Origin of the sequence: Campylobacter sp. VBCF_01 NA2, from assembly GCF_027797205.1 — a bacterium.
Lineage (GTDB): Bacteria > Campylobacterota > Campylobacteria > Campylobacterales > Campylobacteraceae > Campylobacter_B.
The window spans coordinates 544,322-570,601 of sequence record NZ_CP115607.1; the positions used below are offsets into that span (position 1 = coordinate 544,322).

Here is a 26,280-nt window from a genome sequence, read left to right on the forward strand (position 1 = left end):
TTTGCCTGCCATTGTCATTGCGAGTAAATTTCGGGGCAGTGTTTGGGGGTTGCGCTAGCGAAATGCGAAATTTTAAAATTTCAAATTTACCAAATTTAAAATTTATAAAATTTTTTGTGCTTAAATTCTGCGATTAAACAAATTTAAGGACAAAATTTTGAAACACTACAAAGGTTTTGGCAAGCAAATTTTGCTAATGATTATCTTTAATGCAGTTTATAGTGGCGCTGGAATCGCGATTTTAGCGTTTATCAACAAATATTTGTTAGGCGAGGGCGAGAAAACGACCTCGCTAATTTTTATGTTTTTTGGGCTTTTGGTGCTGTTTTTGGCTCTTTCGGTAGCTTCGCGCGCCGTGCTTTGCGTGATTGAAAACAACTTCGTCTTCAACCTGCGCTCAAAGGTCATCAAACAGATAATCGATACGAAATTTGAGCGCATCGAGGCCGCGTCAAAGGCGAATTTGCTGGCGTCGCTAAGCTCTGATATTTCGCGCCTGACTGACGGATTTATGCGCATTAGCGAGCTAATTCAGGGCGGTATGACGGTCGTGTTCGCTGGAATTTATACGATTTACATTTCGCCGAAAATGTTTTTGTTTTTGTTCGTGTGGATCGGCGCGCTGATGATTTTAAACCAGCTAATCATGCGCAAAGTAATGCAAAATTTCGACGCTTACCGCAAAAATGAGGACGAGCTTTACAAGAACTATTCTAAGGCAATCGAGGGGCACAAGGAGCTCTCGCTAAACATAAAAAAAGCGCGCTATCTTTACGAAAATGAGTTTATCCCAAACGCAAACAATCTGCGCCAAACCTCGCTAAAAGCGCAGGTTTATCAGGCATTTGCGGGGAATTTTATGAGTGTGATGATGCTAGGCGCTGTGGGTGTGGTGCTGTTTTGGGGGCTAAATGGTGGCGCACAGGCTCTCGCAAATGCCGTAACAATCGCACTTACAATACTATTTTTGCGCGCGCCACTAATGATGCTTGTTTTCTCTTTCCCAAGCATTTTGCGCGCCAAAATCGCTTACCAAAAAATCGAGGAATTAGGGCTAGATCCGCATGTGGCAGGATTTGAAATAAAAAATTTGCCTGCGTGGGAAAAACTCGAATTAAAAAATGTAAGCTTTACCTATAAAAACGGCAAATTTGGCGTGAAAAACCTAAATTTAGCCATAAATTCGGGCGAGGTCGTGTTTTTAGTCGGCGAAAACGGCAGCGGCAAATCGACACTGTTTATGATTTTATCTGGGCTTTATGGCGCGCAAGCTGGTGAAATACGCGCCGATGGGCGCGCTATATGCGCCGATGAGCTTCGCGCGTATAGCAACAACATAAGCGCGGTTTTTAGCGATTTTTATCTGTTTGATTATATCGTGGGTGATGAAAATACTGCGCGCGAGTGGTTAGAGATCATGGAAATTTCGCAAAAGGTCAGTATCGAAGGGGGCAAATTTAGCACCACAAATCTCTCCGCAGGTCAGCGCAAACGCCTAGCACTCGCGGCTGCGCTAAGCGAAGGGCGCAAATTTATCATGCTCGATGAGTGGGCAGCAGATCAAGACCCACACTTTCGCGCGCACTTTTACGAGTGCATAATCCCAAGGCTCAAAGAGCGCGGATACACGATATTTGCGATAAGTCACGATGATAAATATTTCGGCGTGGCAGATAAAATTTATAAAATGAGCGGGGGCGAAATTTCACAAATTCGCTGAAATTTCGCTATAAATTTTGTCGGATTAATTTTTCTTTGATAAAAATTTAATTTTAATTTACAAAATTTAGATTATACTTCACACGCAATTTAACTGAAAGGATCGAAAATGAAAAAGATTTTCATCGCATGTGCTGCATTAGCGGCAATTAGTTCAAGTGCTTTTGCTGCTGACGGAGAGGCGCTATTCAAAAAATGCGCAGCATGCCACGGCGCAAACGCTGACAAACCTTACCTAGGCGGTAAAGTTCCAGCGCTAAACACACTTGCAAAAGACGATATTGTCGCTAGTATCAAAGGCTACAAAGAAGGCACTGTCGGCGACGGCGGTAAGGGCAAATACGGCATGGCTGGCGTAATGAAAGGCCAAGTCGCAACACTAGATGACGAGTCAATCGCAGCATTGGCTGATTTCATCGAAAGCAAAAAATAATCCCCCTTTTTAATCAATTCTAGCCTGGCGCGTCCCCCTCGCGTCAGGCTTTTTTAATTTAATCAAATTTATAATCATTGAAATTTTGAAATTTGGAGCTTTTATGAGCGATTTAAATTTTATAAACGAGATGAAAAACAAGGCTATCGCCAGTGAGAATTTAAGCAAAAACGAAGCGTTAAATTTAGCTAAAACTAGCGATTTGGACGCACTTTTGAGCGCGGCAAATGAGATTAGGCAAATTTGCTGTGGCGATGAGTTTAATTTTTGCTCGATTATAAATGCGCGTTCTGGCAAATGCTCGGAAGATTGCAAATATTGCGCTCAGTCTGCGCATTTTAAAACAGGTTGCGAAACTTACTCGCTTTTGGAGACTACGCCCGTTTTGCAAATGGCAGGGCAAAACGAAAAGGCAAAAGTTCATCGCTTTTCGCTCGTTGCCAGTGGTCGTGGGATAAGAGAAAATGACAAAGATATGCCAAAAATCGAGCAAATTTATCGTGCGCTAAGAGAGCAGACAAATTTGCACCTTTGCGCTTCGTTTGGGATTGCCACAAAAGAAGCCTTGCAAAAGCTTAAAGATAGTGGCGTGAAAACCTATCATCATAATTTAGAGACTTCGCGCAGATTTTATCCGCGAATTTGCACCACACACAGCTAAGATGATAGAGTGCAAACTATCAAAAACTGCCACGCTGTCGGGCTTGATGTGTGTAGCGGCGGGATTTTTGGGCTTGGCGAGAGCGTGGAAGACCGCATAGATATGGCGTTTGAGTTGCGAGAACTTGGCGTAAGCTCTGTGCCGATAAACATTTTAATGCCGATTTCAGGCACTCCGCTTCAAAACTGCGCGCCGCTTAGCGAAGAAGAAATTTTACGCTCTATTGCTGTGTATAGATTTATTTTACCGCGCGTTTATCTGCGTTTTGCGGGCGGACGCGTAAAGCTTGGTAAAAGTATAGAAAAAGCGCTAAATTCTGGCGTAAATTCGGCTATTACAGGGGATTTTCTCACCACCACCGGCGATAGCATAAAAGGCGATATGAAGCTTGTCGCTTCACTTGGATTTAGGATATAAATTTGCGAATTTAAGCTGTTTTTTGTAAAATTTCGCAAAAATTTTGGAGAAAAAATGTTTAACGGACTAATTAGAGAAATCGCCGAAGTCATTAGTTTTAGCGGAAATTCGCTTCGAATTCGCGCCAAATTTCGCCCTGAGCATATCGGCGATAGTATCGCCATAAACGGCGCGTGTTTGAGCGTAACGCAAATTTTATCTGACGGCTTTGTCGTGGAGATTTCGAGCGAAACCGCCGCACTCATCGCCACGCAAAATTTCAGAGGCAGAGTGCATATCGAACCTGCTATGCGACTTGGAGATCGCATTGACGGGCATTTGGTGCAGGGCCACATCGACGGCGTGGGCGAAATCACAAAAATCACAAAGCTAAAAAGCGGATATGATTTTTTTATAAATTTGCCAAAAAATTTAATGCCCTTTGTCGCAAACAAAGGCTCGGTCGCAATCGACGGCGTTAGCCTAACCATAAACGAAGTCTTGCCTAACGCAATTCGGCTAACCATAATCCCGCAAACTATGAAAGATACGCTATTTGGTGAGTTTCAAGCAGGGCGAAAGGTAAATGTCGAAACCGATCTGCTCGCAAGATACGCAGCGCGAATTTTGGGCTTTGTGGGCGAGAAAAAAGAGAGTTTGTCGTGGGATCAGGTGAATTTGATTTCAAGCCTTTATTAAACGCCTTTAAATTCGGCTTTACCGATAGATTTGGCTTAGCTAACGCAATTTTTAACGATACTGCACCGCGAAATTTTGACTGCGAAAATTTGGATAAATTTGATAAATTTAACCTTGCTTTTCATGTTGGCGATGAATTTGAAAATGTGCTAAAAAATCGTTTTAAACTAGCAAATTTACTAAATTTACCAATAAAAAATTTAATTTTTATGAACCAAATTCATAGCGATAAAATTTGCGTTATAGATGAAAATTTTTTGCAAAATTTCCACGCTAAATTTGATGAATTTTTTAAATTTGACAAATTTAAAGATGAAAATTTGCAAAGTGAATTTATGAAAATTTTCCCTGAGTGCGACGCAATGATTACAAATTTGCGTGGCGTGGGACTGTGTGTCATGGTGGCGGATTGTTCGCCTGTTTTGTTGCTCGATGAAAAAAGCGGCGCAGTGGGCGTGGCTCATGCCGGTAGAGTCGGGGTTACGCAAAAAATCGTAACCAAAACAGCCTTTAAAATGAGTGAAATTTACGGCACGAAAATTTGCGATTTAAGCGTAATCGTGGGGGCAAATATAAGGGGCGAGTGCTACGAAGTGGGGAAAATGGACTTGGGAGAATTTAACGCCTTTAAGCGTAGAAATAAATTTGATATGAATTTGGCTTTAAAGGCTGAATTTGCTGAGCTTGGCATAAAAAAATTCAAATTTAGCAAATTTTGCACTCATTGCGAAAATCATCTTTACTCATACCGCCGAGATGGCGTAACAGGGCGTTTTTGCGGGTTTGTGGTGAAAAATTTTATAAATATATAGTTGCACAAATGTGTTTAAGAAAAAATATTATAAAATTTGGGATATTTTCATTAAAGGATTTATATGTCAAACAAAACACTAAATTGTCCAATTCGTGGCGAACTGAAAGTTAAAGAAAAAGCCAAAGATGATTTAACTTTTACAGAAGAATATCGTAGAATAGAGTGCGTGAAAGAGCTATTAAATTTGGGTTATCCAAAAGAAAGATTTGATTTTGAAAAAATTGTTTGGGATAATTTAGGAAATTCTGGTAGAAATAATATACGAGCGGACATTGTTATTTATGATGACGACAAAAAAGAAAAGATTTTTCTAATAGCCGAAATAAAGAGAGATGATGTAAATAAAAAAAATGAAACAATAGAAACACAATTAAAGCCACCACTGATAAAAAATAAAGCTACTTATGGAATTTATTATGATGGTGTAGAAAATGTATTTTTAGATGCGGGGGGGGGGCTATGAACAAGAATATCCTTTTGTAAAATTTCCAAAATATAATTGGACTTTCAAAGATGAGCCATTAAAATATTCTGACTTGCAACCAATAAAATCATTTTATCCATTTCTATATATAATTCATCAATTATTACACAATTTGGGTTCAACAAAAGAAAAATCATATAAAGAATTTTTTAAAATTTTAATATGCAAATATTATGATGAAAAAGAGCATTGTAATGATGACGAGCCGTTGAGTTTTCAGGTTGGAAAAGATTTGCAAACTAAAATGCAAGAATTATATGAAAAGGCGAACAAATATTATAAATTAGATTTAGATGATGAATTTAACCTGCACAATGAAACTTTGATAAAAATAGTTAAATTATTAGAACAATATACATTGTTGGAATCTCGACAAGAAGTATTACAAGCATTGTTTATGAAATATGCAGAAAGCACTTTGAAAACGGAATTATCACAATTTTATACACCTATTGATATTATAGAATTTATTGTTGGAATGCTGGTTATAGGAAATATGACGACAGTTATAGACCCAGCTGGTGGTAGTGGTGATTTTTTGATAGGTGCTTTAAAAAAGAATAAAAATATTAGAGAAAATTTATATTATTTTGATTGTTCGCCAGAAGCTTGTAAAGTTGCTAAAATGAATATGATATTAAATGGTGACGGCAAAACAAATATTTATGAAAAAGATAGTATTGCTGAATTTGATATATATAATGAGCGTTTTGATTTAGTAATAACCAATCCACCGTTTGGAACTCAAACTATTTTCAATGGAAGTGATGATATTTTAGAACAATATGATATTTTTAAATATTTCAAAAGTGGCAAAAGCAAAAGTTTTGATAGCAAAGATAATCAAGGAAAAAGGCTTGGTGTATTATTTATAGAGAGAAGTCTAAAATTGCTCAAAAACAATGGTATTTTATGTATAATTTTGCCAAATGGATATTTAAATAATCCTAGCGATGTTGCGATTAGAAAATTTTTACTCAATTATAGGATAGTAGCTTATATTTCTTTGCCAGAAGGCGTTTTTAAGGGTAGTAATACTGGTGTAAAAACTGGAATTTTAGTAGTAAAAAAAGAAAAAATGGAAAATGATTATAGGATTTTTACTGCCGTAGCCAATGATGTAGGATTTGATTTTCATAAAAAAACATTAGATAGATTATATCAAAGAGATGAAAATAATGGAACTGAAATTTTAGATACAGATAATAATAAAATTCCATTAAGTGATTTTCCGTTAATTTTACAAAAATTTAAACAATTTATTTTTGATAATAATATAAGTGGTTTTGAAAAAGAAAACACTAATATGGATTATGCGTATATAACTAGAAATAATTTTTTAAAAAATTTGATTTTAAGAGCAGAAAGCAATGAATTTGAATATATATCAACTATAAATAAGATAAAATCACAAGATTACTTTACATTATTAGCAGATGAAATAACAAATAAAAAAGAAGTAAAAAAAATATCTCATGATGACTATATTTACTTAGATATAGGCAATATTGGATATGGCTCATATAGGTTAGATAATATTTTAAAAGGTTGGCAATTACCAAATAGGGCTGCAATGAATTTGCAAAAATATGATATATGTATATCAAAGTTAAAAGGAAGTTTGGAATCGTTTGCTATGATTTTGCATGATAATGCAGAAAATTTTATTTTAACAAATGGGTGCTATCGTATTAGAATTGATGATGAAGTTAAAAGGCTTAGTTTTTATGGTTTTTTATTTTCACAAGATTATTTAATACAAATGAAAGCATTGGCAACTGGTTCAATTATGCTTGATGTAAAAGAAAACGATTTATGCGACATAGTATTTCCGAAATTAAGTGACTATAAATTACATGCTATAAAAAATTATATAAACAGTTCAAGGGAATTTATAAATCTTAATACAAAACTATTTAATTCATAATTTTTTATAATCAAATTCGAGATTTTTACTATGTATTTTTGTAGCGAAATCTCGAATTTTTAATTTATCTTAATTTCAGAATAATTTCAGTATAATCCACATTTCATTTCACACGCATTTATCCTTATTTAGTTGCAAATTTGGCAAGTTGTGAAAGCAAATTTCACGCCCAAAAAGCCCTAAATTTGCTAAAAAATGCGGAGGAAGAAACTAAATTTCGGGCTAGTCCCACAAGGAGAAAACTCATGGTTACAATGAGAGATTTATTAGAATGTGGCGTTCATTTTGGTCACCAAACACGCCGCTGGAACCCAAAAATGAAGAAATTCATTTTCGGCGAGAGAAAAGGTATCTATATCATAGATTTGCAAAAAACTATTCGCTACTTCCGCTACACTTACAATGTCGTTCGCGATGCAGCAGCTGAGGGCAAAACAGTGCTATTTGTCGGCACTAAAAAACAAGCAGGTGCGACTTTGCGTGAATATGCTGAAAAATGCGGAATGCCATTTGTAAATCATCGCTGGTTAGGCGGTATGCTAACAAATTTCAGCACTATCAAACAATCAATCCGCAAACTAGAAGTCATCGAAGCTATGGAAGAAGACGGCTCAATCAACCTTCTAACAAAAAAAGAAGCCCTAATGCTACGCCGCAAAAAAGAGAAATTAGAGCAATATCTGGGCGGAATTCGCAATATGAAAAGCTTGCCTGATATGATTTTTGTCATCGATGTAGTAAAAGAAAAAATCGCCGTAGCAGAAGCAAACAGACTAAAAATCCCTGTCGTAGCTCCGCTAGATACAAACTGCGACCCTGATGTTGTAGATTTCCCAATTCCTGGCAATGATGACGCTATCCGCTCGGTTCAACTTTTCTGCCAAGAAATGGCTGAGGCTATCAATGAAGGAAAAGCGCTAAGAGACCAAGACGGCGAAGTAAGCGAAGAAAAAGCAGAAGTAAGCCAAGAAGAAAAAGATGAAATCGTAGAAGAAGCGATGAGCGAAGAAGATTTCGAAACAGCAGAGGACGCAGAATAATGGAAATTTCAGCACAAATGGTAAAAGAACTGCGCGAAAGCACTGGCGCAGGTATGATGGACTGCAAAAAAGCATTAGTTGAAACAAACGGCGATATGGAAAAAGCCGTAGATCTACTACGCGAAAAAGGTCTTGGCAAAGCTGCAAAAAAAGCAGATCGCCTAGCTAGCGAAGGTCTAGTATGCGTAGAAGTCAATGGCAACGAAGCAACAATCAGCGAGGTAAATTCAGAAACTGATTTCGTCGCTAGAAACCAAAATTTCATTGATTTAGTTAAAAATATCACTGTGCATGTGCAAAAAAATAGTATCCAAACACTAGAAGCACTAAATGAGAGCGTAATCGACGGCGTAAAATTCGAAGATCACCTAAAAACTCAAATCGCAACAATCGGCGAAAATTTGGTTGTCCGCAGATTTGAAACCGTCAAAGCTGGCGCAAACGGCGTAGTCCAAGGATACTTGCACTCAAACAGCCGTGTGGGCGTCATCATCGCAGCAGCTTGCGATAGCGAAAAAACTGCCGAAGGCGCAAAAGATCTAATCCGCAACCTTTGTATGCACGCAGCAGCTATGAAACCAAGCGTGATTAGCTACAAAGATTTGGATAAAGAATTTATCGAAAAAGAATTCGCAGCACTTGTGGGCGAGTTAGAAAAAGACAATGAAGAGAGAGTAAGACTAGGCAAACCTTTGCACAAAATCCCAGTATATGGCTCACGCGCTCAAATCACTGATGAGGTGCTAGCAAAAGAGACTGAGAATTTAAAAGCAGAACTTAAAAAACAAAACAAACCTGAGCAAATTTGGGACAAAATTATCCCAGGTCAAATCGATAGATTTATCGCTGATAACACTCAAATCGATCAAAGACTTACGCTTATGGGACAATTTTTCGTAATGGACGATAAAAAAACTATCGAGCAAGTAGTGGCTGAGACAGCCGAGAAACTCGGTGGCAAAATCGAAATCGTAAAATATGTCCGCTTCGAAGTAGGCGAGGGCTTAGAGAAAAAAGTCGATGACTTCGCAGCAGAAGTCGCAGCACAAATCGGCTAAAAATGACACTTTTAAAGGGCGTTAATCTTACACATGCGTATGATTATACGCTCTTTAACGATATAAATATCACAATAAATTCAAATTCTACTAGCGCCATTTTGGGCGTGAGTGGTTGCGGTAAATCCACACTTTTGCATATTTTATGCACACTTTTAAAGCCAAATTCGGGCGAAGTTTTTTACAATGACACAAATTTATACTCGCTAAGCGCGGACGAACGGCTTAAAATTCGCAGGCATGATTTTGGTATAATTTTTCAATCACACTACCTTTTTAAGGGCTTTTCTGTCAAAGAAAATATCGAACTTGCAGCTAAGCTCACAAACAACAAAATTGATTATGAAATTTTAGAAAAACTAAAAATTACTGGGACGCTATCCCAAAATATCGGCGAACTTAGCGGTGGTCAGCAGCAGCGCGTCAGTATCGCTAGGGTGTTAAACAAACGCCCACGCATTATTTTTGCCGATGAACCAACTGGAAATTTGGACAAAAACACCGCTAATGAGGTCATGGAGGTGATATTTGATTATATCGCCAAAAATGACGGCGCACTCGTGCTTGTTACCCACGATGAGTCACTTGCAGGCAAATGTTCGTCAATTTATCGCCTAAATAATCAAAATTTAGCTAAAATATAAGCAATCACTAACCAAAATTATCCTAAAATAGGGAAATTTTTTTTCAAAAAGGCTAAAAATGAAAATTTTACTTGATAGCACAAATGAACAAGTTGCAAAAGTAGTTAATATTTGTTGCGAACGCACACACTCTGATTTAGCGCAATATAGCATGGACGAACAAGATTATGATTTGGTGATAAAAGATTATAGTGAAGAGGATAGCATTTCTCATTTTGATGTCGATAAAACCCTGTTTTTGATCTCCAAAGACGATATTATCGTAGGCGCGACACACACGCTGACTAAGCCATTTGCGCCTGCTGAATTGATTAAATTTATTAGCGGATTTTCATCGGCAAAACCAAATCCTGAGATAAAATCAAAAATGGCACAAGAATTCGCCGATGTAAGCTCGATGATGAAAGAGATCGAGTCAATCGATGAAAAGAGCGACAAGGGCGCTGATATTGGAATCGGCCTAGCGCCAATCAACGATAGCGAAGATGAGGAAACAAAAGCTGAAAACCCTGCGCCAAAACCAAAACCAGCTCTAAATATCGATGCTGGCGATACAATCTCTCTTGCTACTAGCGCAGAAGCTAGCGATGAGACGCAAAACGAAGTAAAATCTGAACCTGCAAAAAATGAGCCTTTTAATATCGAAATTCCTGATAATTTAGATGATTTGGTTTTAGAACTTGCCCCTAGCGAGTCAGAAGCTAAACCAAGTGATGAGAGCGTTAGTGAGCCTGCAAATGAGGCCGAAACTACCGCAGAAGCTAGCGTAGAGCCAGCTAGCGAGGTGGCTTCTGAAAGTAGCGAAGCTAGCCAAAGCGAGGCTAGCACGCAAAATTTCGAAAGCCTTTTAGATGATTTTTATAACTCTGACGATGATGTTCCGCTATCTGCATTAGCTGAAAATATCGATGATGACACACCGCTTTCTGCTATGTTAGATAATGTAAATGATGATGTCCCGCTATCTGCATTGGCCGAAAATATCGATGATGATACGCCATTAAGTGAAATTTCACTTGATGATCTTGACGATGATAAACCTTTAAGCGCATTAGCAGATGAAATTTCGCTAGATGATATTGATGATGACATGCCACTAAGTGCTGTTATGGAACAAATTTCAGACGATATGCCACTTAGCGAGATTGCGCAAAATAACGAGCTAGAAGAGGCACAAGAAGAGCAAAAAGAAGAAGCAAAAGAAAAAGCGCAAGAAGAAGCCAAAGAAGAACCAAAAGAGCAGAGTGATGACTCTGATAGTGATTTTGGTTCGATGTTTTCTTCGATGTTTGATAATTCTAGTGATGATGAGCCAGAGGATAAAGCAGAGGGCGAAAAAGAGAGTGAAGCTCCAATCGCGCTAGCTAGCGACACAGAAATTCCTTTGGCAAATGTTTCGTTAGAGCCAGCATTTGAGAGTGTAGAGCACGGCGAGGACGAAGCAAAGGCTGAGCCAGAAGCCCAAATTTCACAAGATGAGACCTCAGATGAGGACGATGAGGAAACTGGCGATGATGATTTGCTTTTTGATAATATTTTAGCCCTTGAAAAAGATAAAAAAGTCGCTTCCGAGCCTGTTAAAGCGGCAGCGCAAGATGAGAAAAAAGATGAAAAACCAAATTTTGATGATTTGGATTTACCGCAAGTCGCAAGCGGCGTAGAGCTACCTGATATCAAACCAGCTGTCGATGTCAGTGTCGAGCCGACCGCTCAAAGCGAGGTTCCTGCGCATGTCGCACCAAAAACTCGCGATGAGGTTAATCGAATTTTAGAGCAAGAGCGTAGATTTTTGAGCGTTGATGAGCTAAAAGAGCAGTTGCGCTACGATTTAGAGGCAAATATCGCTAGTGTGTTGGAGCAATTCTCTGGCGAGGAAAACATACAAGAAGCACTTAAAGACCTTAGAATCAATATCAATATCTCATTTGAGGATAAATAATTGCTAGGTAAAATTTTACTAGTTTCAGGTCCAAGCGGCAGCGGTAAGAGCACCCTTATAAAGAGGCTTATCGCTGAGTTTGGCACAGATGAGATATATTTTTCTATCAGTTCTACCACAAGGGATATGCGAGATGGCGAAAAAGACGGCGTGAATTACCATTTCATCAGCAAAGACGAATTCAAAGCCGGCATAGAAAATGACGAATTTTTAGAGTGGGCGCTCGTGCATGGCAACTACTACGGCACATCGTTAAAAGCCGTGCGAGAGGCGCTAAATTTGGGTAAAATTGTGATTTTTGATATTGATGTGCAAGGTTTCGAAATCGTTCGCCAAAAAATAAGCAAAAACGAGCTTACTACGGTTTTTGTAACCACTCCGAGTCCAGCAGAGCTAGAAAAGCGTCTGCTAGCACGGGCAGATACAGCTTCTGGCGATATCGCTACGCGTTTGCAAAACGCAAAAGATGAGATAAAATATCTCGCGCAATACGATTATTTCGTAATCAACGACGAGCTAGAAAGCGCGTATTTAAATTTTAAATCAATCTACAAAACAATCAGATTAGAAACCGCTAGATGCGATATTTCAGCGGTTATGAAATCTTGGAAATAAGGAGAGACAATGGGCGTTAGCGTTCAACAATTGCTAATTATTTTGGCTATTATAGTGTTGCTTTTCGGAGCGAAAAAAATCCCTGAGCTTGCAAAAGGCGTAGGCAAGGGTATCAAGTCGTTTAAAAAAGAGATGGAAGACGACCCAAAGCTTGAAGAGAGTGTGAAAAAAGAGAGCGAAACTACCAAAGCTGATGAATCTCAAAAGGCTTAGTTTTTGAAAAATTTAGCTATAAACGAAATCTCTCGCGTCCTAGGGCGCGAGGTAATCATCGAAAAACCAAAAGACAAAACCCTAGCTCACTATGCTTCGCCTGTGGCTTTTTCGCTCGCAAAAGAGCTTAGAAAAGCCCCTAAAATCATCGCCCAGGAGCTGGCAGCTAAATTTAGCGATAACGAAATTTTATCAGCAAGTGCGATAAATGGGTATTTGAATTTTCATATAAAACCTAGTGTGCTTGGAAATTTAGCCCAAAATGCGCTAAATTTGGGCGAAAATTTTGCGAAAAATAGCGCAGAGCATAAAGGCGAAAAAATCCTGCTTGAATACATCAGCGCGAATCCAACCGGCCCTCTTCACATAGGCCATGTCAGGGGCGCAGTATATGGCGATACCTTCGCTAAGGTAGGAAACTACCTAGGTAGCGAGGTTTGCACAGAGTATTACATAAACGACGCTGGCAATCAAATCGAATTGCTTGGTATTTCCATGATACTGCGCGCAAAGGAAATTTTCGGGCAGAGCGTCGAGTATCCCGAGAAATACTATCGCGGCGAGTATATCGATGAGCTGGTAAATTTAAGCGTAGAGAAATTTGGCAAAGAGATTTTTTACGATGATGGTAGAATTTTAGAGCTTGCAGAATTCGCCAAAGACGAGGTTTTGAAAATCATCAAAAAAGATTTGGCTGATTGTGGGATTACTATACAAAACTGGGCTAGCGAAAAGAGCCTTTATGGCGAGCTTGACGCGACGATTGCCAAGCTTGAAAAAAGTGGCGAAATGTATAAAGAAGGCGGTAAGGTTTGGATCAAATCCAGTGCTGTGGGCGATGAAAAAGACCGCGTCGTCATTCGCGAGGACGGCCGTCCGACATATCTAGCGGGCGATATTGTATATCACAATAACAAATTTGAACGCGGATTTGAGCGATATGTCAATGTCTGGGGCGCAGATCACCACGGCTATATTGCGCGCTTAAAGGCGGCAATCCACTTCCTAGGATACGATGAAAATGCCCTAGAAATCGTGCTTATGCAAATGGTAAATTTGCTAAAAAACGGAGAAGCGTTTAAAATGAGCAAACGATCAGGCACCAGCGTGCTAATGAGCGATGTGTTGGGCGCGATTGGCAAAGATAATTTGCGCTTTATGTTTATTAGCAAAAAGGGCGAAACACCGCTAGAATTCGACATTGACGAGCTTGGCAAGGAAGACAGCTCGAACCCGATATTTTATATCAATTACGCTCACGCTAGAATTTATCAAATTTTTGGCAAAGCTGGCAAAAATATGAGCGATAGCGAGGTTTTGGGCGCAGATTTTAGCACGCTTGATGAAGCTGGGCTAAATTTGGCTTTTGAGGCGATGACGCTAAATGAGGTTTTAAACGAAGCTTTTGCTAGCAGAGGATTGCAAAAAATCCCTGATTTCCTTAAAATTCTAGCCGCAGATTTTCACAAATACTACAACGAAAACCGCGTGGTTGGCAGCGAAAACGAAAATGCCAAACTCAAACTTTTTGCCCTTGTCGCGCTTAGTATTCGCACGGCGTTTGGCTTAATGGGGCTAAGTGCGAAAGAGCGCATGTAAATTTTGCCGAATTTTCGGCAAAATTTCATTTCAAAATGAAAAATCCTATCAAAACTCTACTTTATAAAATCAAAAAACCGCTCCCGCCGGGTGCGCGCAAAATTAGCGGAATCATCAGCGATGTGCGTGCCTGCGAGGTGAGGGAGAATTTTTTTGTCGTGATTTTTCATGTAGGAGGGCTTAGGTTCAGCTCGATTTTTGCCAAATGGTGGGCGAAAAACGGCGATTTGATCGATGTGATTTACACCAGAGGCTGGCAAGAGGGCACTTATAGCGCGCTTAGTGTTACTAGCTATTCGACCACGGCTTATTGGGGAAATTGGAACTTGATAAAGCGATTTTGTGGCGTGGTATTTTCGCTACTTTTCGTCGCATTTATGAGCGCGGTTATCGTATCTGGCGTGGAAGAAATCGCGCGGATAGAGTATTTTTACGACAAGCTAATTTATTTTCTTTTCTTTTGCATTGTCGCAATCGTCTATGGCATGGGCGTGGTAAATGCCTATGTCAAATTTAAAGTATTTTTTAGTTTTATCTACTATAAGCGCAAATCTGATAAATTTTTAAAAGCCCTAAATTTAAGATTTCCGTTAAAATAAATTTTAAATTTCAGCCCAAATTTTGATTTTTCGCCTTAAAATAGCTTCCAATTTCGCTGATTAGCACGCCTGCGATTATCAAAACAGCGCCTAAAATTTGCCAGCGATTTAGGATTTCTCCACCTACGAAAACCCCCATAATACCCGCAGTTACTGGTTCTAGCGTGAAAAACAGAGCGACTTTAATCGGCGTGGTGTAGCGCTGCATCAAAGCCTGCGCAAAAAACCCAAAAACCGTCCCTACAAGGCAAATGAAAATCATCGCGATGAAAAATTTCGTATCCAGCACGGGCGCGACACTCACGCCACTGACAAAGTAGCTTGCCAATGCGCAAAACAGGCTAAGCGAGGCGATTTGGACATAGACCATGCCAAAAATTTCGCATTTGCGCACGAAATTCGCCGTCAGCACGATATGAAACGAATACGCGCTCGCGCAAACGAGTGCCAAAATTTCGCCCGCTCCAAAGCCAAGCTCGGTTTGGCAGATGAGATAAAGCCCTGCCACAGCGAAAGCAACGCCGATATAGGCGTATGAGTAGATTTTGTATCCAAACAAAATGCTGGCGATAAATGGCACGAGTGCGACATTTAGCCCCACGATAAAGGCCGCCGACGAGCTAGCGGCGAATTTCATTGCAAAGGCTTGGCTTACAAACCCCGCGAACAAAAACAGGCTCAAAACCACGCCATATCGGATTTGCGTGCGCGAGATAGATTTGATTTTGCGCCAAAACAGAGCCACGATAATCACGCTAGCGATAAAAAATCGCCAAAAAAGCAAGACAAAAACATCGTTGCTCTCAATCGCCCATGCTGTGGGCAAATACCCCAACCCAAAGGCAATCGCCACAAAAATCATGCCAATATCTGCTCTAAATTCCATGCTTAAATTTTTCATAAAGACCCTTTTTGTATTTGGCAAAAATTTAGCAAATTTGGCTTAAATTTGGAATTTTAAAATGTAATTAAATTTACAAAATAATCAAGAATTAATTATAAATTTTCCGCTTCGCAAGCCCGCAATCCTGCGCCAGAATTTGAATTTTGTGGTTGAAATTTTAAATTTCGCCAAATTGCAAGTTTTTGTAAAAATGCAAATTTAGCGAAATTTTGCAAAAAGCCAAATTTAGCCTTTTGCCTTTTCTTCGCAAGCTTTTATTGCTTCGATGATAGCTGCGGCAAAGCCCATTTTTTCGAGTGTTGCGACCATTTCTATGGTGGTGCCTCCCGGTGAGCAGACCTCGTCTTTGAGTGCGCGTGGGTGGGCTTTGGTGCGAGCGCATAGGCTAGCTGAGCCAATCACGGCATTAGCGATGATATCGTGCGCCATTTCGCGCGCTATCCCACCGCGCACAGCCCCGTCGCTAGCGGCTTCGATTAGGTTAAAAATTATCGCTGGCAAGCTTCCGCTAATGGCTGTGAAAATCGCAAATTTGCTCTCTTCAATCTCGTAAGTCTGCCCAAATACGCTAAAAATTTCCCTGATTTTGGCTTTTTCCTCTTCGCTAACTCCGCTAAAACACAGCGCAGTATTTCCAAGCGAAATTTTAGCAGGAGTATTTGGCATGGCGCGAACGATTTTTTGTGCCCCGCAAAGCTCGCCAATGCGCGAGACGCTGAAATTTGGCGCAAGCGAAATTAAAATTTTATTTTCCAAATTATATTTTATTTTTTCTAGGACGCTCTCATAAACGGCAGGTTTGATTGCCAAAATAATAATATCGGCAAAATTTGCAAGCACTGCCTCATTTTTAGCGGATTTTATGCCTAGTTTTGCGCAGAGGTTCTCGCCTTTTTCCCTGCCATAAACGCAAATTTTATCTTTTGCAAATTTCGCCCCCACGAGCGCCTCTATCATCGCTGCGCCCATATTTCCTGCGCCTATAAATCCTATTTTCATCGCATTTTCCTTATCTGATTTGTCCCTCGCCACGCACGATGTATTTCGTCGTAGTGAGTGCCTCCACGCCCATTGGACCGCGCGCGTGAAGCTTTTGTGTGCTTATGCCGATCTCGCCACCGAATCCAAACTCGCCCCCGTCGCTAAATCTGGTTGAAGCGTTGGCATAGACGACTGCGCTATTGATTTCGTTTAGAAATTTTTCGATATTGGCGGAATTTTGGCTTAAAATCGCTTCTGAGTGCGCGCTGGAATTTTCGTTGATAAACTCAATCGCTTCGGCGGTGTTTTTTACGATTTTAACAGCCATTATTAGCGATAAAAACTCCGTGCCAAAGTCGCTAGAATCCGCTTTTTTGGTGTTTGCGAAATTTGTAAATTTCGCGTAAATTTTCTCGTCTAGGTGAAATTCTACTTCGTTCATTTCCTTTAATAAAATCGGTAAAATTTGCTTTGCGATATTTTCGTGCAAAACTAAGCATTCTAGGGCGTTGCAGACACTTGGGCGTTGGGTTTTTGCGTTTTTGATAATCTCTACTGCTTTGCTTAAATTTGCGCTTTCATCGACGAAGGTGTGGCACACGCCAGCCCCTGTGATGATGACTGGGATTTGCGCATTTTGCGTGATGAAGTCTTTGAGATTTTTGCCACCGCGAGGGATTAGCACATCGATCCACTCTTTTAGCTGGATTAGTTTTAGCACATCTTCGCGCTCTTTGGATTTTATGAGTGATACTGCGCCGCTAGGCAGGCCAAATTTCTCTCCCACACGGCAAAAAATTTCGCTTAGGCAGATGTTTGAGGCAAGAGCGCTAGCTGAGCCTCGCAAGATTATCGCATTGCCCGCTTTTAGCGCGAGTGCGGCGGCGTCTATGCTGACATTTGGTCTGCTTTCATAAATCATAGCGATTACGCCAAGAGGCACACGCACTTTGGCGATACTCATGCCGTTTTGGTGTCGCCAGCCTCCCACGATCTGCCCGATTGGATCAGGAAAATTAGCTAACTCTTTTAAAGCCACGCTCATTGCGCTAATCCTGCTATCATTTAGCGTGAGTCTATCAATGAGAGCCTCGGAAATACCTATCTCGCGCGCGTTTTTTATGTCGATTTGGTTTTGCTCTTTGATAAACTCTTTTTGAGCGATTAACTCATCAGCAATGCTTAGCAAAATTTGATTTTTTTGCTTGCTACTTAGCTTTGCGACCTCGTTGCTTGCGCGTTTTGCGCGTTTTGCTAATTCTAAAATTTCCATAATCTATCCTAAGACAATATTGTTTGCATGCACGATATAATCATCGCTCACGCTAGGTAAAATTTTCTCATATTCACTCGATTTTTTCCCCATAATCAGCGAAATTTCAGAGGCGCAGTAGTTTGCGATACCGCGCGCGATGCGCTGTGAATCCGCGCCCAGTATTTCGATGACATCGCCCCGCTCAAACTCGCCACTCACTCCCACAATCCCCACGCCTAGCACGCTTTTGCCGTTTTTTATGGCTTTGCATGCGCCCTCATCAAGGCTGATTGCGCCACGCACATTGGCACCATAAGCGAGCCAGTATTTTTTCGCGCTAATGGATTTTTCCTCTTTGCAAAAAATCGTTCCGACCTCCTCGCCAGCGATGATTTTGGCTAAAATTTTACTCTCTTTTCCATTTGCGATTATCATATTTGCGCCGATTTTAGTAGCCATTTTAGCAGCACCAAGCTTTGTTGCCATGCCCCCAGTGCCAAATTTCGACCCCACATCGCCTGCCATTTTAAGGGTGTTTTCGTCGATAAAATTTACGATTTTTATCAGTTTTGCGTCAGGGTTCGTGCTAGGGTTTTTATCATAAAGCCCGTCGATATCGCTTAAAAGCACGAGCAAATCAGCGTCGATTAGCCCGGTTACTAGCGCGCTCATCGTGTCGTTATCGCCGATTTTGAGCTCATCGCCACTGACTGGATCGTTTTCGTTGATGATAGGGATAATGCCTTGCGAAAGCAGGGCGGTAGCGACATTTCGCGCACTTAGATAGCGCGCGCGGTCGCTAAAATCAATGCGCGTCAGCAAAAGTTGCGCGATAATCTCATCATGCGCCCAAAAAAGCCTCTCATACAGGTGCATTAAAGCGACCTGTCCCACGGCGGCTAGGGCTTGTTTGGCGCTTAGCTCTTTTGGTTTTTGCTCGATTTTTAGTATGCCCATACCAGCCCCGACCGCGCCAGAGGTTACGAGCACGACCCCAAAGCCTTGTTTTTTGAGTTCGCAAATTTGAGCCACGAGCGATTTGATAAAGCCCTCATTTAGCGAGCCGTCACTGTGAGTTAGCGTGCTGGTGCCTACTTTGATAACGATTCGTTTGGTGTTTTTTAGTAGATTTTTTCTCATTTTTTGCCTTTTGAAATTTTGGTATTTTACCTAAATTTAGCCATTTTTCGCCAAAAATCGCTCTAAAATTATCATCGCTGCGACGCTATCAAATTTCTCATTTACACCGCTTTTTTTCGTGCTTTTTAGCGCGAATTCCTTCGCCTCGACACTAGAAAAGCTCTCGTCTTGGTAGCAAATTTCGCCATTAAATTCTAAAAGCGAGACAAAATGTTTTATGCGACGCTCCATTTCTTCTTCGCTAGCACCGCCTTTGGGAAGGCCAACGACGAGCTTTTGCGCTCCCCTTTCGCGCAAAAACTCGCTAGCTTCCCTGGCGGCTTGGTTGCGGTTTTTACGCAAAATAGGCTCGCTAGGAAGGGCTAGTGCGCCATTTGGGCTGATTGCTACGCCGATTCGTTTAAGTCCCACATCGAAAGCTACTATCAAATTGAATCCTTTTTTTAGGTTACGCAAGCGAAATTTTTGTCGCTTCTATTATGATTTTTCCCTCTAATTCGTATTCGTAAATGCGCTCGCCAAATTTCAGTAATGCTTCATCTAAGCTCGAATTTAGCGCGACAAAATCCAAAATTTCGTCGCTGTGCGAAAAGAGATTTTTTGGTTTTTCTTTTCCGCTAAATTTAGCCACAAATTTATCCAAATCGCTAATTAGCGTGGCGTCTTTTTTGGCTAAAAGCTCGTTGGTGCCGATACTCTCGTCGATTCTGTGCGGCAGGACAAAGACAGGAATCCCAAGCTCTCTTGCGATACGCGCGCTTTGAAGCGAGCCTGATTTTGGCTCGGCTTGGGCTACGATTAGGGCTTGGCAGAGGGCTACTACTATGCGGTTGCGCTCTAAAAACTGAAAATTTCGCGCAGGCGTGCCGTCTTCGTATTCGCTCAGTGCTAGGGCGCCAGCGTAAATTTTGCGTATCATATCCTCGTTTTGTTTGGGGTAAATTTCATCTAGCCCGTTTGCAAAAACAGCGATTGTGCGCGAAAATGCGCCCTCATGCGCCGTGATATCGCAGCCAATCGCAGCCCCTGAGACCACGCAAATACCAGCGTTTGAGAGTTTTTGGGCTAATTTTGTGATTAAATTTTTGGTGTAAATGCTCATTTTGCGAGAGCCTACGATTGCGATTTTTGGCATATCCAAAAGCTCTAAATTTCCCTTGTAATACAGGGTTTTAGGCTCTGTTTTGCCAAGGCGAGATAGGGCGGGGATTTTGAAATTTAGCTCATTTGTAGTATTCATAAATTTCGCCTAGATAGATGACTTCGACGCCGTTTAAAATATCTGCGCTATTTTCTAGGGCGGTGAAGGTGGATTTTTTGGGGTGGCCGATAGCTATGGCAAAGCCCCTTTTCTGCGCGATTTGCACGGCTTTTTGTAGCATTTGGCGCACAGCTTTTACCTCGTCGGTATTATCAATAAAAACATCTCTATAAACATAGCGCAAATTTTGCCTTTTAAGCTCGTCGGGAGCCTTGGTCTGTGCGCTCGTGCGAGAATCGACGAAATAAAAATCGTATTTTTGCATGGCTTTGATTAAATTTCGCATTGAGGCTGAATTTGCCGTAAATTTCGAGCCTGTGTGGTTGTTGATAAATTTAGCGTGCGGGAAATCAGCTCTGATTTGCGCTAGAAATTTTTCGATTTCTTTGTAGCTATCGCCCACTTTTAGCGCTTTTACATCGTGAGCGAAGACCTCTGCCTCCATTGGCAGGTGAATTGCGAAATTTTGCAAATTTTTAGCGATAGCCGGGGTGTTTTTGTAATTTTTCGCTGGCGGGAAAATTGATGGCGTAACCTTTATCGGCAGTGCCTTGATACGCGCTATTTGTGCGCTTGTGGAGATATCGTCCATTATGATAGCTAGTTTTGGTTTTGAGCCTTTTGGCAGGGTTTTGGCTGGTTTATTGCTAGGGGCTGAAATTTTTGGCTCTGTTTTTTCCTGCGATTTTGGCGTGATTTCGCCTATACTTTGGGCTGCGATTTTGGCTAGTTCTTCCTCGATAATTTCCTCTTTTGTTTTTGAAATTTGGGTTAAATTTTGCTCTTTTATCTCAGGCGAAATTTGGGGTGCAGGTTTTGCCATGCTCAAATTTTTATCTTTTTGAATTATGGGTTTTGAAATTTCGCTTTTATTCTCATCACGCGGGACTTTAAGCACAATTTTTGGCTCGTTTTTGAAAAATTTATTTAGCACGGCATACGAAAGAGCGGCGCAGGTAAAGCAAAAAATTGCGATTAAAATGTATTTTATGAAATTTGGATTGAAATTTAATAAGGGCGCGTTTTTGCGCCCTTTGGTGCGTTTTTTAGCCAAGATTAGTTTTTATCTTTGTCGATGATTTTGCCACTTGCGATCCATGGCATCATACCACGAAGTCTTTCGCCTGTCTTGGTAATCAGCGCGTTTGCGGTCATATTGCGCTCTGCGTTCATTTTGACATAGCCAGCTTGGCGCTCTAAAATGAAGTTTTTCGCAAAAGTTCCGTCTTGGATCTCTTTTAGGATTTTTTTCATTTCGGCTTTTGATTGTTCGTTGATGACGCGTGGCCCGCTGACATAATCGCCAAATTCAGCTGTGTTTGAGATAGAGTATCTCATATCAGCCATACCGCCTTGATAGATCAAATCTACGATTAGTTTCATTTCGTGTAAGCACTCAAAATACGCCATTTCTGGGGCGTATCCAGCCTCTACTAGGGTCTCAAAACCAGCATTTATTAGCGAGCATAGACCACCGCACAAAACTGCTTGTTCGCCAAATAGGTCTGTTTCGGTCTCGTCTTTAAATGTAGTCTCGATGATACCGCTTCTACCGCCACCAATCGCGCTAGCGTAGCTTAGAGCGATCTCTTTTGCCTTGCCAGAAGCGTTTTGCTCTACTGCGATTAGATCTGGGATTCCACCACCATTTACAAATTCATTGCGCACAGTGTGTCCTGGGGCTTTTGGCGCTATCATAATTACATCTATGTTTTTTGGAGCCTTGATTTGTCCGAAGTGGATATTAAATCCGTGAGCAAACGCGATTGCTGCGCCGTCTTTTAAATTTGGCTCGATTTCGTTTTTGTAAATTTCGGCTTGAAATTCATCTGGGGTTAGTATCATTATGACATCTGCCACTTTTGTCGCATCAGCTACGCTTAATACTTTAAAACCCTTGTCCTCGGCCTTTTTCCAGCTTGCGCCACCTTTTTTTAGTCCGACTACTACTTCTACGCCACTATCGCGTAAATTTTCAGCGTGAGCGTGACCTTGTGATCCAAAGCCAATCATAGCCACTTTTTTTGAGCGAATTAAATTTAAATCGCAGTCTTTGTCGTAATACACGGTAATTGCCATGAGCCATCCTTTTCAAAAAAAAATTTTGCGTGATTTTAGCGCAAAAATGCTTTTATGTAGCTTTTTTGTGATATTATAAACGCAAAATTTATGAACGGAAAATGTAGATATGCAAAGCTTTATTAGCGAAAAAATCGCTTCAATGCCTAAATTTAACGATAAAATTTTAAAAATTTTAAGCTCATTTGAAAACGCTAGTAGCGATGATGAGGTTATTTTTCAGATTATGAATAACCCAGAATTTGAGAGTAGGATACTAGACTACGCATTTAGCACTTTTGCGCAAATCAGCATGGAAAAAACCCTTCCAAACGCCTTTAAATTTTACGGACGAGAGGGGGTTAGGGCGCTATTTTTGTTTAGTATTTTTAAGGGTAAATTTGAGCTAAATTTCGAGTGTTATAAGACAGATCGTGCTAGGTTTAATGAAATTTCGCTAAAAAGACATTTGTTTTTGAAAGAGTGGATTAAATTTTACCCAGAGATTTCGCCTGATATCCTATCTAGCGTGATTTTAATGGATTTTGGCAGGGTTTTTATCAGCGAGTATATCGCTAAGCACGATAAAAACAGCGAGTTTTATCTGCATATCAAAAACTGCCTTTTCCCGCAGGATTTCACCGATGTGGAAATGCGATTTACCGGTATGAGTAGAGAGAGCGTGGGGGAGGTTTTGTTTAAGCATTTTGGGCTAGAAAAAATCGCCAAAGACATATATTTTTCTGATTTAATCGATGAAGCGCCATTTGAGAGTGCGAGGCGATACGAAATGCTAAAAGTAGCCAAAACCGTAATGGGGATCTATCACTGCTTCGATGAGCGCAGTATCGATAATGCGCTAAATTTGCTAGTGGAATTTGGCTTGGAGCAAGAGGCGTTTTTCGAAGCTAAAATAAGGGCTGGATTATGAAGGAATTTCTAAGCTCGCTTAGCCTTGGAGTGGTGGAAAAAAATCTAAATTCTGACCAAAAAGAGCTAGTGCGAAATCTGCTAAATTTAGGCGCATTGAGCTCTCACAAAGGCAAAATTTATCTAAATAATAGCTATGTTTTTGGCAGGCTTGATATCGCGCGCGATGGGACTGGGTATTTGCAAAGCTACGATGATAGATATAAAAAAGATTTGATAATCGAAAATAAATACCTAAATGGCGTGCATTTAGGCGATATAATCCTAGCAAAAATCATCAACTCAAAAAAGGCTAGAATCCACGCAAAGGTGCTAATGTGCGTAAAACCTGCCTTTTCATCAAGCGTGGTTTATACGAAGAATTTCGGGCGCGAAATTTTGGGCGTAAATGTCAAAACAGGCCTTGCAAACCCGCTCAAAGCCACGCAAAAATCGCTTAAAATGCTTCCACCTGGCACGCTTTTGAAAATTGATAATTTAAGCAATGAAATTTGCGAAGTTTTAGGGAATTTAGACGATCCGTGGGTCGATGAGAAAATTTCACTTGCGATTTATAACAAAAATGACGAATTTAACGAAGCCTGCAAGGAACAAGCCCTTAGCTTTGGCTCGTCGGTCGATCCTACGCTCTATCCTGAGCGCGTGGATTTGCAAAATTTGAGCTTTTGCACGATTGATCCAATCGACGCCAAGGACTTTGACGACGCGATTTATTATGATAAAAAAAATCGCACAGTCTATGTCGCAATCGCCGATGTGAGCGAGTATGTCAGCGAATACTCGCCGATTGACAAGGAGGCGAAGGTAAGAGGGTTTTCGATATATTTCCCGCATAAATCCGTCCCAATGCTTCCGCGCGAGCTTAGCGAAAATATCTGCTCGCTAATGCCGAATTTACCGCGATTAGCATTTGTTTTTAAAATTTGCCTTGATGAAAATTTGAGCGTGATTAGCGAGGAGCTGTTTTCAGGCATAATCAAATCAAAAAGGCGTTTTAACTACGATGAGGTCGATGAGATTTTGCGCACAAAAAGTGGCTGCGAGAGCGAAATCCTAGACTGGCTGCTTCCGTTAAATGAGCTTTGCGAAAAACTTAGAGCGCAAAGATTAAAGCATGGATTTGACTTTCGCACAAAAGAACTTCGCATGAGTATCGATGAGGCGGGGCTTTTAAAATCGACTAGATTTGAGAGCGATACGCCCTCACACAAGCTAATAGAAGATTGTATGCTTCTAGCTAACAAAGCCGCCGCAAAGCGCATAGAAACGGGCGTTTTCCGCAATCACGGCGCGGCTGAATTAAAGAAAATTTTCGCTTTATTGGACGATTTGGCGCTGTTTGGAATAGACGCGATTTATAAGCCAAATTTGGCAAAAATGATAGGCGAAATCCAAGCCCAAGCCGACGCGCTTGGCATGCGAGAAGAGGTCGATAAACTCATAATCAAAGCGCAAAAACGCGCCGAATACGGCTCGATTTCACGCGGCCATTTTGGGCTTGGTTTTGATACATACACTCATTTTACAAGTCCGATTAGGCGGTATTCGGATTTGATTTTACACAGGCTTTTAAAGGCGCAAAGCAGGGGCGATGAGAAATTTTATAATTACCTGCTTTTAAACATAGACGCGACTTGCGAGAGGCTAAATGAGCTAGAAAGAGAGGCTGATAAGGTCGCATTTGACTTTATGGATCGTAAATTTGCGCGCTGGGCGAGAGAGAATTTGGGGGCTAAATTTCGCTGCTATATCGACGAAAATGCAAATGTCGTAACTGCTAAACTCGATGATAAATTTAAGGGTGCGAAAATTTTTATTACAAATTTTACTGGTGATATTTTAACGCCAGTTTTGGTCGAAATCACAGACGCAAATATCGCAAGTGGCGTGATTATGGGAAGAGTGGTGAAAAAAATATAATGTATAAAAGAGATTTTGATGCTAGGATTGCTTCTGGAAATGTGGCGAATTTTATCTTGCTTCGAGGCGTAGATGACTTTCAAAACGAGCTTTATGCTTGGAGATTAAAGCAAATTTATGGGGCCGAAAATTTTATGAGTTTGTATTTTGGCGAGTATGAATTTAGCGTAGCAAAGAGCTTTTTGGAGCCATCGCTTTTTGGCGAGAGCAACACACTTCATATAAAAACGAACTCTTGCATAAAAAAAGATGAAATTCGCCGTTTGATTGAGTATTGCAAAAACGACGAAAACAACCATTTAATCTATGAATTAAACGAGAGCGAGGGTGCGGCAAGTAGCGATTTTGTGCGGGAGTTTGGCGGAAATGAGGTGAGGTTTTTCCGCCCAAGCAGTATGAAGGAAGCTATGGGATTGCTAGCGCAAAAGTGCGAAATGGTGGGGATTTTCGCAAACAGCGCCGCGCTAAATAGAATTTATCAAATTCACAACGAAAACCTAAATTTAAGCGCAGCCGAGATTGAAAAATTCGCAAATTTGGGGATTGAGCTAAATTTGGAAAATGTAAATGATATGGTCTATGGACTGAGCGAGATAAGCTACGAGGAGCTTTTCGATAAAATTTTCACCCTTAGCGATTTTCGCAAGGATTTTTATAGATTGGCTCAAAATGGCGGATACAACGACATGGAGCTGATAAATCAATTTTACAGATTTTTGCATAGAATTTTTAGGCTTCATATCTCGATAAAAACCGCGAATAATTCCGATTTTAAGGTGATTTTCGGATACACTCCGCCGCCAAATATCGCAAACAAGCTAAAAACATACGCTCAAAGTTTAAATGAAAATTTATTTCGCAAAATTTTTATCCATTTAAATAAACTCGAATTTGCGCTAAAAAGCGAGAAAAATTTAATCAAAGATGAGTATTTGCTCGCCTCGCTTTTGGAATTGCAAAGAATTTTATCAAAGAAAAACTAGGCTAAAAA

General features: G+C 40.5%; 27 protein-coding genes. 19 read left to right on the top strand and 8 right to left on the bottom strand.

Translation table 11 applies throughout. The annotated features are described in order from the left end of the window. Positions 1 to 157: 157 nt before the first annotated feature. From PF027_RS02910 to PF027_RS02985, 16 genes are all read left to right on the top strand, one after another. Complete coding sequence (locus PF027_RS02910) at positions 158 to 1,720, top strand: cyclic peptide export ABC transporter (protein WP_270872001.1); 1,563 nt, start codon at positions 158 to 160, stop codon at positions 1,718 to 1,720. Between the two features lie 108 nt (positions 1,721 to 1,828). After that, on the top strand, positions 1,829 to 2,152 hold the full coding sequence (locus PF027_RS02915) for a c-type cytochrome (RefSeq protein WP_270872000.1): 324 nt from the start codon (positions 1,829 to 1,831) through the stop codon (positions 2,150 to 2,152). A 103-nt stretch (positions 2,153 to 2,255) separates the two neighbouring features. After that, complete coding sequence (locus PF027_RS02920; protein WP_270877344.1) at positions 2,256 to 2,813, top strand: radical SAM protein; 558 nt, start codon at positions 2,256 to 2,258, stop codon at positions 2,811 to 2,813. 9 nt (positions 2,814 to 2,822) lie between these two features. Next, complete coding sequence (locus tag PF027_RS02925; RefSeq protein ID WP_270871998.1) at positions 2,823 to 3,230, top strand: hypothetical protein; 408 nt, start codon at positions 2,823 to 2,825, stop codon at positions 3,228 to 3,230. A gap of 54 nt (positions 3,231 to 3,284) precedes the next feature. Beyond that, positions 3,285 to 3,908, top strand: a complete 624-nt coding sequence (locus PF027_RS02930; protein WP_270871997.1) for a riboflavin synthase — start codon at positions 3,285 to 3,287, stop codon at positions 3,906 to 3,908. Further along, positions 3,872 to 4,720: a polyphenol oxidase family protein gene (locus tag PF027_RS02935; RefSeq protein ID WP_270871996.1), complete on the top strand. Its 849-nt coding sequence runs from the start codon at positions 3,872 to 3,874 to the stop codon at positions 4,718 to 4,720. Before PF027_RS02930 ends, PF027_RS02935 begins: the two co-directional genes overlap by 37 nt. 63 nt (positions 4,721 to 4,783) lie before the next feature. Beyond that, on the top strand, positions 4,784 to 5,185 hold the full coding sequence (locus PF027_RS02940; RefSeq protein ID WP_270871995.1) for a type I restriction enzyme HsdR N-terminal domain-containing protein: 402 nt from the start codon (positions 4,784 to 4,786) through the stop codon (positions 5,183 to 5,185). Then, a complete protein-coding gene (locus PF027_RS02945; protein WP_270871994.1) occupies positions 5,166 to 7,133 on the top strand; it encodes an HsdM family class I SAM-dependent methyltransferase in 1,968 nt (655 codons plus the stop codon). Before PF027_RS02940 ends, PF027_RS02945 begins: the two co-directional genes overlap by 20 nt. A 245-nt stretch (positions 7,134 to 7,378) precedes the next feature. Further along, entirely contained in the window at positions 7,379 to 8,173 is a 795-nt protein-coding gene (rpsB, locus tag PF027_RS02950) for a 30S ribosomal protein S2 (protein WP_270860623.1), read from the top strand. Continuing rightward, entirely contained in the window at positions 8,173 to 9,231 is a 1,059-nt protein-coding gene (gene tsf / locus PF027_RS02955; protein WP_270877345.1) for a translation elongation factor Ts, read from the top strand. The genes rpsB and tsf overlap by 1 nt, the downstream gene beginning before the upstream one ends. A gap of 2 nt (positions 9,232 to 9,233) precedes the next feature. Continuing rightward, the gene (locus tag PF027_RS02960) at positions 9,234 to 9,875 is read left to right on the top strand and encodes an ABC transporter ATP-binding protein (protein ID WP_270861911.1); all 642 of its coding nucleotides are present in this window, start codon (positions 9,234 to 9,236) and stop codon (positions 9,873 to 9,875) included. Between the two features lie 58 nt (positions 9,876 to 9,933). Beyond that, positions 9,934 to 11,814, top strand: a complete 1,881-nt coding sequence (locus tag PF027_RS02965; RefSeq protein ID WP_270877346.1) for a hypothetical protein — start codon at positions 9,934 to 9,936, stop codon at positions 11,812 to 11,814. Then, positions 11,815 to 12,429, top strand: a complete 615-nt coding sequence (gene gmk / locus PF027_RS02970) for a guanylate kinase (protein ID WP_270861909.1) — start codon at positions 11,815 to 11,817, stop codon at positions 12,427 to 12,429. A 9-nt stretch (positions 12,430 to 12,438) separates the two neighbouring features. Beyond that, on the top strand, positions 12,439 to 12,642 hold the full coding sequence (locus PF027_RS02975; RefSeq protein ID WP_270859118.1) for a twin-arginine translocase TatA/TatE family subunit: 204 nt from the start codon (positions 12,439 to 12,441) through the stop codon (positions 12,640 to 12,642). A 3-nt stretch (positions 12,643 to 12,645) separates the two neighbouring features. Then, positions 12,646 to 14,241, top strand: a complete 1,596-nt coding sequence (gene argS / locus PF027_RS02980; protein ID WP_270871992.1) for an arginine--tRNA ligase — start codon at positions 12,646 to 12,648, stop codon at positions 14,239 to 14,241. A gap of 35 nt (positions 14,242 to 14,276) precedes the next feature. Next, positions 14,277 to 14,840 carry a hypothetical protein gene (locus tag PF027_RS02985; RefSeq protein WP_270871991.1) on the top strand — a complete coding sequence of 188 codons (564 nt, stop codon included), beginning with the start codon at positions 14,277 to 14,279 and terminating at the stop codon, positions 14,838 to 14,840. 10 nt (positions 14,841 to 14,850) lie between these two features. On the opposite strand, the gene PF027_RS02990 is transcribed toward PF027_RS02985, so the two are convergent. The 8 genes from PF027_RS02990 to ilvC form a co-directional block, all read right to left on the bottom strand. Further along, positions 14,851 to 15,741, bottom strand: a complete 891-nt coding sequence (locus tag PF027_RS02990; RefSeq protein WP_270871990.1) for a DMT family transporter — start codon at positions 15,739 to 15,741, stop codon at positions 14,851 to 14,853. A gap of 228 nt (positions 15,742 to 15,969) precedes the next feature. Next, positions 15,970 to 16,743: a pyrroline-5-carboxylate reductase gene (proC, locus tag PF027_RS02995; protein ID WP_270871989.1), complete on the bottom strand. Its 774-nt coding sequence runs from the start codon at positions 16,741 to 16,743 to the stop codon at positions 15,970 to 15,972. A gap of 10 nt (positions 16,744 to 16,753) precedes the next feature. Further along, entirely contained in the window at positions 16,754 to 18,001 is a 1,248-nt protein-coding gene (locus PF027_RS03000; RefSeq protein ID WP_270872051.1) for a glutamate-5-semialdehyde dehydrogenase, read from the bottom strand. Further along, positions 18,002 to 19,120, bottom strand: coding sequence for a glutamate 5-kinase (gene proB / locus PF027_RS03005; RefSeq protein ID WP_270871988.1), 1,119 nt, complete (start codon positions 19,118 to 19,120; stop codon positions 18,002 to 18,004). A gap of 36 nt (positions 19,121 to 19,156) precedes the next feature. After that, positions 19,157 to 19,549: a Holliday junction resolvase RuvX gene (gene ruvX, locus PF027_RS03010; protein WP_270871987.1), complete on the bottom strand. Its 393-nt coding sequence runs from the start codon at positions 19,547 to 19,549 to the stop codon at positions 19,157 to 19,159. A 19-nt stretch (positions 19,550 to 19,568) separates the two neighbouring features. Further along, positions 19,569 to 20,360 (bottom strand): DNA-processing protein DprA, encoded by a 792-nt coding sequence (locus PF027_RS03015; protein ID WP_270871986.1) that lies wholly within the window; start codon positions 20,358 to 20,360, stop codon positions 19,569 to 19,571. Then, positions 20,344 to 21,435, bottom strand: coding sequence for a divergent polysaccharide deacetylase family protein (locus PF027_RS03020; protein ID WP_270877347.1), 1,092 nt, complete (start codon positions 21,433 to 21,435; stop codon positions 20,344 to 20,346). The genes PF027_RS03015 and PF027_RS03020 overlap by 17 nt, the downstream gene beginning before the upstream one ends. A gap of 2 nt (positions 21,436 to 21,437) precedes the next feature. After that, the gene (gene ilvC, locus PF027_RS03025) at positions 21,438 to 22,460 is read right to left on the bottom strand and encodes a ketol-acid reductoisomerase (RefSeq protein WP_270861900.1); all 1,023 of its coding nucleotides are present in this window, start codon (positions 22,458 to 22,460) and stop codon (positions 21,438 to 21,440) included. Between the two features lie 109 nt (positions 22,461 to 22,569). Between ilvC and PF027_RS03030 the strand changes: the two genes are divergently transcribed. Genes PF027_RS03030 through PF027_RS03040 form a run of 3 tightly spaced genes read left to right on the top strand, consistent with a single transcriptional unit; the run spans position 22,570 to position 26,272 of the window. Beyond that, complete coding sequence (locus PF027_RS03030; protein ID WP_270873150.1) at positions 22,570 to 23,370, top strand: hypothetical protein; 801 nt, start codon at positions 22,570 to 22,572, stop codon at positions 23,368 to 23,370. Beyond that, positions 23,367 to 25,289: an RNB domain-containing ribonuclease gene (locus PF027_RS03035; protein ID WP_270877348.1), complete on the top strand. Its 1,923-nt coding sequence runs from the start codon at positions 23,367 to 23,369 to the stop codon at positions 25,287 to 25,289. Before PF027_RS03030 ends, PF027_RS03035 begins: the two co-directional genes overlap by 4 nt. Then, complete coding sequence (locus PF027_RS03040) at positions 25,289 to 26,272, top strand: DNA polymerase III subunit delta (protein WP_270866387.1); 984 nt, start codon at positions 25,289 to 25,291, stop codon at positions 26,270 to 26,272. The genes PF027_RS03035 and PF027_RS03040 overlap by 1 nt, the downstream gene beginning before the upstream one ends. The last annotated feature ends 8 nt before the right edge of the window (positions 26,273 to 26,280 follow it).

Coding starts and splice junctions, on each gene's coding strand:
- PF027_RS02930 (WP_270871997.1), top strand. CDS start 3,285: ATGTTTAACGGACTAATTAGAGAAATCGCCGAAGTCATTAGTTTTAGC.
- tsf (WP_270877345.1), top strand. CDS start 8,173: ATGGAAATTTCAGCACAAATGGTAAAAGAACTGCGCGAAAGCACTGGC.
- proB (WP_270871988.1), bottom strand. CDS start 19,120: ATGAGAAAAAATCTACTAAAAAACACCAAACGAATCGTTATCAAAGTA.
- proC (WP_270871989.1), bottom strand. CDS start 16,743: ATGAAAATAGGATTTATAGGCGCAGGAAATATGGGCGCAGCGATGATA.
- PF027_RS02945 (WP_270871994.1), top strand. CDS start 5,166: ATGCGGGGGGGGGGCTATGAACAAGAATATCCTTTTGTAAAATTTCCA.
- PF027_RS02965 (WP_270877346.1), top strand. CDS start 9,934: ATGAAAATTTTACTTGATAGCACAAATGAACAAGTTGCAAAAGTAGTT.
- PF027_RS03040 (WP_270866387.1), top strand. CDS start 25,289: ATGTATAAAAGAGATTTTGATGCTAGGATTGCTTCTGGAAATGTGGCG.
- PF027_RS03015 (WP_270871986.1), bottom strand. CDS start 20,360: ATGAATACTACAAATGAGCTAAATTTCAAAATCCCCGCCCTATCTCGC.
- rpsB (WP_270860623.1), top strand. CDS start 7,379: ATGGTTACAATGAGAGATTTATTAGAATGTGGCGTTCATTTTGGTCAC.
- PF027_RS02920 (WP_270877344.1), top strand. CDS start 2,256: ATGAGCGATTTAAATTTTATAAACGAGATGAAAAACAAGGCTATCGCC.
- PF027_RS02990 (WP_270871990.1), bottom strand. CDS start 15,741: ATGAAAAATTTAAGCATGGAATTTAGAGCAGATATTGGCATGATTTTT.
- PF027_RS02975 (WP_270859118.1), top strand. CDS start 12,439: ATGGGCGTTAGCGTTCAACAATTGCTAATTATTTTGGCTATTATAGTG.
- ilvC (WP_270861900.1), bottom strand. CDS start 22,460: ATGGCAATTACCGTGTATTACGACAAAGACTGCGATTTAAATTTAATT.
- PF027_RS02985 (WP_270871991.1), top strand. CDS start 14,277: ATGAAAAATCCTATCAAAACTCTACTTTATAAAATCAAAAAACCGCTC.
- PF027_RS03030 (WP_270873150.1), top strand. CDS start 22,570: ATGCAAAGCTTTATTAGCGAAAAAATCGCTTCAATGCCTAAATTTAAC.
- PF027_RS02940 (WP_270871995.1), top strand. CDS start 4,784: ATGTCAAACAAAACACTAAATTGTCCAATTCGTGGCGAACTGAAAGTT.
- PF027_RS02915 (WP_270872000.1), top strand. CDS start 1,829: ATGAAAAAGATTTTCATCGCATGTGCTGCATTAGCGGCAATTAGTTCA.
- PF027_RS02960 (WP_270861911.1), top strand. CDS start 9,234: ATGACACTTTTAAAGGGCGTTAATCTTACACATGCGTATGATTATACG.
- PF027_RS03035 (WP_270877348.1), top strand. CDS start 23,367: ATGAAGGAATTTCTAAGCTCGCTTAGCCTTGGAGTGGTGGAAAAAAAT.